We start from the raw sequence: 6,671 nt of genomic DNA, 5'->3' as shown, positions 1-6,671 counted from the left end.
ATAATATTTATTGAGGGACGATGTTCTGTGGTGTGGGGTTATTTTTTTGAGGTTTGCGCAGCGCGGTACGCTGCTGGGTGATAACGATGATTCGCATGGAAGGACGGTGCATCATGACAGATACGTTGCAGGAGCGGATAGAGAAACTCACCAAGCAGCAGGAGCAGCTCAAGGCGCGCAAGCGCCAGCTGCTCGCCCGTGCCGGCCAGCAGGAGCGCAAAGCGCGCACCAGACGGCTCATACAGCTCGGCGCGGTCATGGAGAAGGCTCTCGGCATCGAACTCGACGAGCGGGGACGTGAGCTGCTCCTCGAACAGCTCACCCGCACCCACCACGGCGAGCAGGGCGACTACACGCGCGCGTCACGCATCATCGAGGAACTCAAAGCCGACGGATACGAACCAGACACCAAGCAGGCCGAGAACGGCAACTGAGGGGAAGCACATGACATCTTCAAGGATGGGGTGCGGTGATCCGCAAGCACCTGAAGGGGGTTATCCACAGTCAAAGATCAACTTCATGAAAACCATGCTTCTAGGTACAGGTATACAGGTATACAGGGGCGGAATATCGTAACACGATTATTCCCCTACTCGCAGTAAGGATAAGAGGTGTGTACTTTACCCATGGGTATGGGTAAAGTACCTCAAAACATGGGTAAAGTACCTCAAAACATGGGTAAAGTACCTCAATCATGGGTAAAGTACACAACCTTGTGCTATGCTTCATGGGTAAAGTACACACTCGAAATATGAGAGAACCCCGCACCGAATGAAGCTCGGTCGGGGTTGTGGCCAATCACTTATGAGGAGTGATCAGCAATGAACGATTCTACCGAACTCGAAGTGCCCGACGACCCGTGGATGTCGCACGCCTTCATCTCCAAACTCATGACACAGGTCTCCCTGCCCTACAGGAAACCCAAGGATGGCGCTAAAGAGGTTATACGGCGCAACGGAAGTCTCACCGTTGAGTTCCACGGGGGAACTGCCGGGTTGCCTTATGGCAAATATCCGCGTTTGTTCGAGATGTACGCCTGCACGATGGTCAAAACCGGCGACCCCAGCTTCGACCCGGCTTCCCGCATATTGAATTTGGGCACCACGTTCCGCGAGTTTCTTAGGCTCATAAACGTGCCGATAGGCGGACAGCAGATGCGGAATATCAAGCAGCAGCTTGAGCGGCTGTTTAAGTGCACATATTCGGTTGACAACAGCACTGAGATCAAGACGGAGATAAAGAATGTTCTCGTGGCTGAAACGGCAAGCATCGACTGGCTTCGCAAAGAGCCTCAGGAGCATGGTCTGTTCGAGAATACGGTGAGGTTCAGTCAGGAGTACATCGACTATCTGCGTGATTCTCCTGTGCCGGTCGACCTGCCTACCATCGCCTGTCTGAACTCCCCGATGAGTCTGGATGTGTACTGGTGGCTGACCCGCCGCTACAAGTATCTGCATGATCGCCAGTCCATCGCTTGGCGGCAGCTGGCCGCGCAATTCGGCAACAACACAACGATGATTGAATTCCGACGCGGTTTCAGGAAGGCCGTTGCTGAGGTGCTGAAGGTGTATCCGCAGGCGAGGATCACCTGCGGCAGGCAGTATGTGACGTTGTACCCGTCCGAGACCTCCGTGACCCCGGTGGCGCAGACGCGGGCGTTGGAGCATGTCGAGACGAAGGCCAAGAGTGCTGGGAGGTCGGAGTCGGCGCACTGGTTCGCGGTGACGGCCAGCACGGGCAGGGGCGAGGTGTACGGCTCCCTGGACTCATTCAGCACCACGGACGCCCAGATGCACCTGGACGGCTCCGTAAGCCCCTCAGAATGCCCCGTGTGCGCCTTCGACGAGCGGAACCACGAGAAGCACGGGCACGCGCCAGCGGTCAACGTGGGGTTGTTCTAGATGAGGAAGCACGGCAACAATCAGAGCGATCCAGTCTTGATGATGTGGGCGGCAACGGGTATCCAGTGATGAAAAAGCAGTGCCTGGAACACAGGAGGTGGCCTATATGTAGTAGGTTCAGAATGGGGTATCGTTGAACTATGAATGCACCTCAGGTAAATTTATCGCAAGCCGCAGAAATGACTGGTAAAGCTAAAAATACAATCAGAAGAAGACGCGATGAGCTCGTTAAAAATGGTGCAGTTATTAGTAAATCAGGCTGGTTGATACCTGTCCCGGCTTTAATAGCCACAGGGCTGCTTGCGAACAGCACCCCGGCAGGTTCACATGAACATTCAAGTGAACCTGCCGGGGTTCAGAATGAATTGGAACGCCTCAAAATCGAAAATGCCGTGTTGAGTGAAAGAACACGGCAGCAGGAACACAGAATTGCTGATTTGCAAATACAACTAACGGATCAGCGCGCGGCCTTGAAGTTGATTGAATCCGTTGATGCGCACTCCAGCGTGGAGAACACAACAGATACCAAGAAAGAATCATTCTGGACTAGGCTGTTTCATGGATGAATCGTCAAAACCGAAACGTTAAAAACCCATTACGGCGATTGAATATTTCAACGTTGAATTATAAATGGCTTATTACACATACATCATGCTAGAAATGCCACGAGTCTGCACAAGGACAATGCCCCGCATATGCGGGGCATTGTCCTTGTGCAGACTCGATTTTATGCAATCGATGCGCCCCTCCTTAGGATCACGAAGCCGATTATCCACAACCACATCAATGTCTCTGGATGACGGGTGATTCTAAAGCCGATCCCTGTTGTCCTTGAATAGGAATATCGCACAGACAAAGATGGCCACACCACCTGCGAAGTCAAGGAATCTGGTGACGCTGAAACCTTGTGTAAGAAGAATGCTGACGGAATGAAATGACATTAACGTTGCAATCATGATTATCAACGTGGTGAAGAGCATAGGGTGCTGGTGTAGTTTCCTTTTCATGATTTCAAGCAATTCATGAAAGTATTGATTGAACCATACGACACCGCCGCGTAGGCGCCGATGCAAGCTATGCAGACAGGCGCACCGACGCCACTGACGCAGGTCCCCGCACAAGCCCAGGCGAGTATAGCTCCGAAACCAGTACCGACGCCGAAAGCCATCGACGCGCAAGCGGTGGGATTACCCCTTGCGGTCGGACGCTGCTGACTTAATCCGGTTCTGAGTTCCTCCTTAAGATCGTCATTGGTCTTGTACGCAATATCCGACACATCGCTTCTTGTGAGTGTGCCATCAGCATATTGTTTGATCTGGAACGTGTTAGAGACGCTTCTGTCTATGAGTGTCTCGTTGTAGCGGTACATGGTTCCCGAATTGCTGAGGTACACGATGAAGTTGCTCATCAAAGCATATGGATCAGAGATGGGGACTATGACGAGTGAACCGCCGCCCTGTTGCTCCGACAGGACATACACCAGCGAGTCCTCGATTTTTAATTCATCCGCGTTGACGTGTCTAACCAATGTGCCGTTGTCGACGAGATCCGACACCAACGAAATCTTATGTTGGGCGGCTTCACCCGTCTCCCGCGTCATCGTGTTCATAGCTTCAGCAGTCGCGGCCGACGTCGACGTGACCGGCGAGGCCGAGGCAGGCGAGACAAACGATAGGGTGCCCAAAATTGCAATTACGCAAGCTAATATTTTTTTTCATCTCAGAACCCCTTTGTTTTGATTACATGAAACATAAACAATTCTACATCCTCACTCACCTTCGAAGAATGCACCCACGAGAAGCACGGTGGTTGGGCACCATGGACCTGGGGGCTTTCCCCCAGGGGTTTCCTAATGGAAGAAATGCAGGAGCGTGTAGAAGAACCCCGAGGTGATGATGCTGGTGGGTATGGTGGCGAGCAGGTAGTTGCGGATGGCGTACAGGCTGAACCGGTTGCGAAGAGCGCGCGCCCCCTCCTCGACCTGTTTAGCGACTGAGCCCGCGAGAGCGGTGTATTTCCGGTTCAGGTCGTCGTACTGTTTTTGCGCGTTCGCGTTCGATTGCCTGAGCGCGCTCATCTGCCTCTCGTTGCTGTCGTTCTGCTCGTCTTGCATCTTCCTGAGCTGCGTTTCGTTCCTGTTGGCCGTTCGCTCCACGCTCTCCTCGAATGCCTTGTAGCCAGAGAGGATGACCTTCCTTGAGGCTTCGTTCTGTCTGTTGCCTGAGTCCTCTAATCGCTGCAAGCTGTTCAGCAGCATCTGGTTGGCCTGTTCCGTCGTGGAGGTTATCGCCTCCAGCTGCTCTTTGAGGTTCACTTGGCTGCTGGAGGCGAGCTGTATCTGCGCGCCCTGGTAGTTCCTGAGTTCCTCGAGCACCTGTCTGGTCTCGCGCAGCTGTGCGCTCAGGCTCTCCGCGTCGCTCTGGTTCTGGTTCTCGTCCATGTCTCCTCGTTTCGTTCAGCAGTGATTGCAGTTCCCCGGCCACGCCCCTGACCTGTTCGCGCAGCTTGTCTATCAGGGCGTTGACCCGTCGTATCAGCCGGTTCAGTCCCATGCGCTCCGAGACGCCGCCCCGCGCCTCCATCCCCCGCGCCGCATACCCCTCATGGATGGTTGGCGCTGCCTCGATCCCCCGAGCCTTCAGGCTCTTCTCGCTGACGTGGAGCCGTTCGGGCAGCAGCCGGTTGCATTCGCTCGCCCAGCTTGTTCGCAGCGATTGGAGCGTCTCGCGTTCGTCGAGCGGGTTCGTCGTGACGCTCACCCGCTGCCACTGCTTGCGATTGCGCTTGTCGAGCTTCTGCATGCCGGTGGCCTTGTCGATGAGAGGGATGCGCTGCCCGGCTTCGTCGAGCTTGTATTCCTTGCGGCTCTTGACCCGCGCCCACCCGTCGGCGTCAAGCTGCCGGTTGGGTATGAGGATGTGCGCGTGCGGGTTGTTGCCACCCCCGTCCTCGTGTATCGCGTACGTGGCGGCATAGCCGCGCGCGTTCAGCTGGCTGCCGATGAACCGTTCCACCACCTCACGCCGCTGCTCGGGCGTGAACTCTCGGGGCAGGGCAACCATGATTTTCTTCGCCGTGCGAGCGTTGGCGGCACGCTCCACCGCCTCAACCCCGTTGAACAGCGCCTCGGCATCCCGCAGCCGCTCGTGGGCACCCTCGGGCAGCAGCGTATGCGACTCGATGACCCGCTCACGGCGCGAAAACCCGTTGTACGTCACGCCGAGCCGCTCATCCCTGACCCGCTCGGCGGTGATGTACGACAGGGACGCGCAGGAGGACGAGCCGGAGGCACGCGACACGTTGCCCACATGCAACGAGTAGATAGCCATCAGCCCCNNCCTTTCGGCAAGAGATTTTCAAGAGTGCGGCCAGCACTCGTGAACCCGTCGGGAGACGCCCACGGCAGCGACCCTCGGTGGAGTCCCCCGGAAGGGCGGGAACTCCAAGGGCAGAACCCTTGGAACCCACGGTAGTGCGCACGCCAGACGGACAACCCACGGTTGTCTGTAAGTGCGCCCTCAATAATATTTATTGAGGGACGATGTTCTGTGGTGTGGGGTTATTTTTTTGAGGTTTGCGCAGCGCGGTACGCTGCTGGGTGATAACGATGATTCGCATGGAAGGACGGGGCATCATGACAGATACGTTGCAGGAGCGGATAGAGAAACTCACCAAGCAGCAGGAGCAGCTCAAGGCGCGCAAGCGCCAGCTGCTCGCCCGTGCCGGCCAGCAGGAGCGCAAAGCGCGCACCAGACGGCTCATACAGCTCGGCGCGGTCATGGAGAAGGCTCTCGGCATCGAACTCGACGAGCGGGGACGTGAGCTGCTCCTCGAACAGCTCACCCGCACCCACCACGGCGAGCAGGGCGACTACACGCGCGCGTCACGCATCATCGAGGAACTCAAAGCCGACGGATACGAACCAGACACCAAGCAGGCCGAGAACGGCAACTGAGGGGAAGCACATGACATCTTCAAGGATGGGGTGCGGTGATCCGCAAGCACCTGAAGGGGGTTATCCACAGTCAAAGATCAACTTCATGAAAACCATGCTTCTAGGTACAGGTATACAGGTATACAGGGGCGGAATATCGTAACACGATTATTCCCCTACTCGCAGTAAGGATAAGAGGTGTGTACTTTACCCATGGGTATGGGTAAAGTACCTCAAAACATGGGTAAAGTACCTCAAAACATGGGTAAAGTACCTCAATCATGGGTAAAGTACACAACCTTGTGCTATGCTTCATGGGTAAAGTACACACTCGAAATATGAGAGAACCCCGCACCGAATGAAGCTCGGTCGGGGTTGTGGCCAATCACTTATGAGGAGTGATCAGCAATGAACGATTCTACCGAACTCGAAGTGCCCGACGACCCGTGGATGTCGCACGCCTTCATCTCCAAACTCATGACACAGGTCTCCCTGCCCTACAGGAAACCCAAGGATGGCGCTAAAGAGGTTATACGGCGCAACGGAAGTCTCACCGTTGAGTTCCACGGGGGAACTGCCGGGTTGCCTTATGGCAAATATCCGCGTTTGTTCGAGATGTACGCCTGCACGATGGTCAAAACCGGCGACCCCAGCTTCGACCCGGCTTCCCGCATATTGAATTTGGGCACCACGTTCCGCGAGTTTCTTAGGCTCATAAACGTGCCGATAGGCGGACAGCAGATGCGGAATATCAAGCAGCAGCTTGAGCGGCTGTTTAAGTGCACATATTCGGTTGACAACAGCACTGAGATCAAGACGGAGATAAAGAATGTTCT

The 6,671-nt window shown here is 55.3% G+C and carries 9 protein-coding genes; 6 read left to right on the top strand and 3 right to left on the bottom strand.

The features are described 5' to 3' along the window. Positions 1-113 precede the first annotated feature (113 nt). The 3 genes from traD (BAQU_RS10005) (at position 114) to BAQU_RS09995 (ending at position 2,467) form a co-directional block, all read left to right on the top strand. Positions 114-434: a conjugal transfer protein TraD gene (gene traD / locus BAQU_RS10005; protein ID WP_094695265.1), complete on the top strand. Its 321-nt coding sequence runs from the start codon at positions 114-116 to the stop codon at positions 432-434. Between the two features lie 387 nt (positions 435-821). Further along, positions 822-1,901: a replication protein RepA gene (locus tag BAQU_RS10000; RefSeq protein ID WP_094695263.1), complete on the top strand. Its 1,080-nt coding sequence runs from the start codon at positions 822-824 to the stop codon at positions 1,899-1,901. A 140-nt stretch (positions 1,902-2,041) separates the two neighbouring features. Continuing rightward, positions 2,042-2,467 (top strand): hypothetical protein, encoded by a 426-nt coding sequence (locus BAQU_RS09995; protein WP_094695261.1) that lies wholly within the window; start codon positions 2,042-2,044, stop codon positions 2,465-2,467. 243 nt (positions 2,468-2,710) lie between these two features. Here BAQU_RS09995 and BAQU_RS10480 read toward each other — a convergent pair whose 3' ends face one another. Together BAQU_RS10480 and BAQU_RS09985 are read right to left on the bottom strand one after the other, a co-directional pair. After that, complete coding sequence (locus tag BAQU_RS10480; RefSeq protein ID WP_094695259.1) at positions 2,711-2,908, bottom strand: hypothetical protein; 198 nt, start codon at positions 2,906-2,908, stop codon at positions 2,711-2,713. After that, positions 2,905-3,501 carry a hypothetical protein gene (locus tag BAQU_RS09985; protein WP_143242013.1) on the bottom strand — a complete coding sequence of 199 codons (597 nt, stop codon included), beginning with the start codon at positions 3,499-3,501 and terminating at the stop codon, positions 2,905-2,907. Before BAQU_RS09985 ends, BAQU_RS10480 begins: the two co-directional genes overlap by 4 nt. A 261-nt stretch (positions 3,502-3,762) precedes the next feature. Here BAQU_RS09985 and BAQU_RS10710 point away from each other — a divergent pair, with 261 nt between their 5' ends. Further along, positions 3,763-3,897, top strand: coding sequence for a hypothetical protein (locus BAQU_RS10710; protein WP_275542248.1), 135 nt, complete (start codon positions 3,763-3,765; stop codon positions 3,895-3,897). Here the strand turns inward: BAQU_RS10710 and BAQU_RS09980 are convergent. After that, complete coding sequence (locus BAQU_RS09980; protein WP_094695255.1) at positions 3,887-5,230, bottom strand: MobA/MobL family protein; 1,344 nt, start codon at positions 5,228-5,230, stop codon at positions 3,887-3,889. The two genes, BAQU_RS10710 and BAQU_RS09980, sit on opposite strands and share 11 nt — an antisense overlap. Positions 5,231-5,535: 305 nt before the next feature. Between BAQU_RS09980 and traD (BAQU_RS09975) the strand changes: the two genes are divergently transcribed. Together traD (BAQU_RS09975) and BAQU_RS09970 are read left to right on the top strand one after the other, a co-directional pair. Beyond that, positions 5,536-5,856 carry a conjugal transfer protein TraD gene (gene traD, locus BAQU_RS09975; protein ID WP_094695265.1) on the top strand — a complete coding sequence of 107 codons (321 nt, stop codon included), beginning with the start codon at positions 5,536-5,538 and terminating at the stop codon, positions 5,854-5,856. Between the two features lie 387 nt (positions 5,857-6,243). Continuing rightward, a partial coding sequence (locus BAQU_RS09970; RefSeq protein ID WP_244568525.1) for a replication initiation protein occupies positions 6,244-6,671 on the top strand: 428 nt, incomplete at its 3' end.

The organism is Bifidobacterium aquikefiri (assembly GCF_002259795.1).
In the GTDB taxonomy this organism is placed as follows: domain Bacteria; phylum Actinomycetota; class Actinomycetes; order Actinomycetales; family Bifidobacteriaceae; genus Bombiscardovia; species Bombiscardovia aquikefiri.
This window is presented reverse-complemented; position numbering and strand designations above follow the sequence as displayed.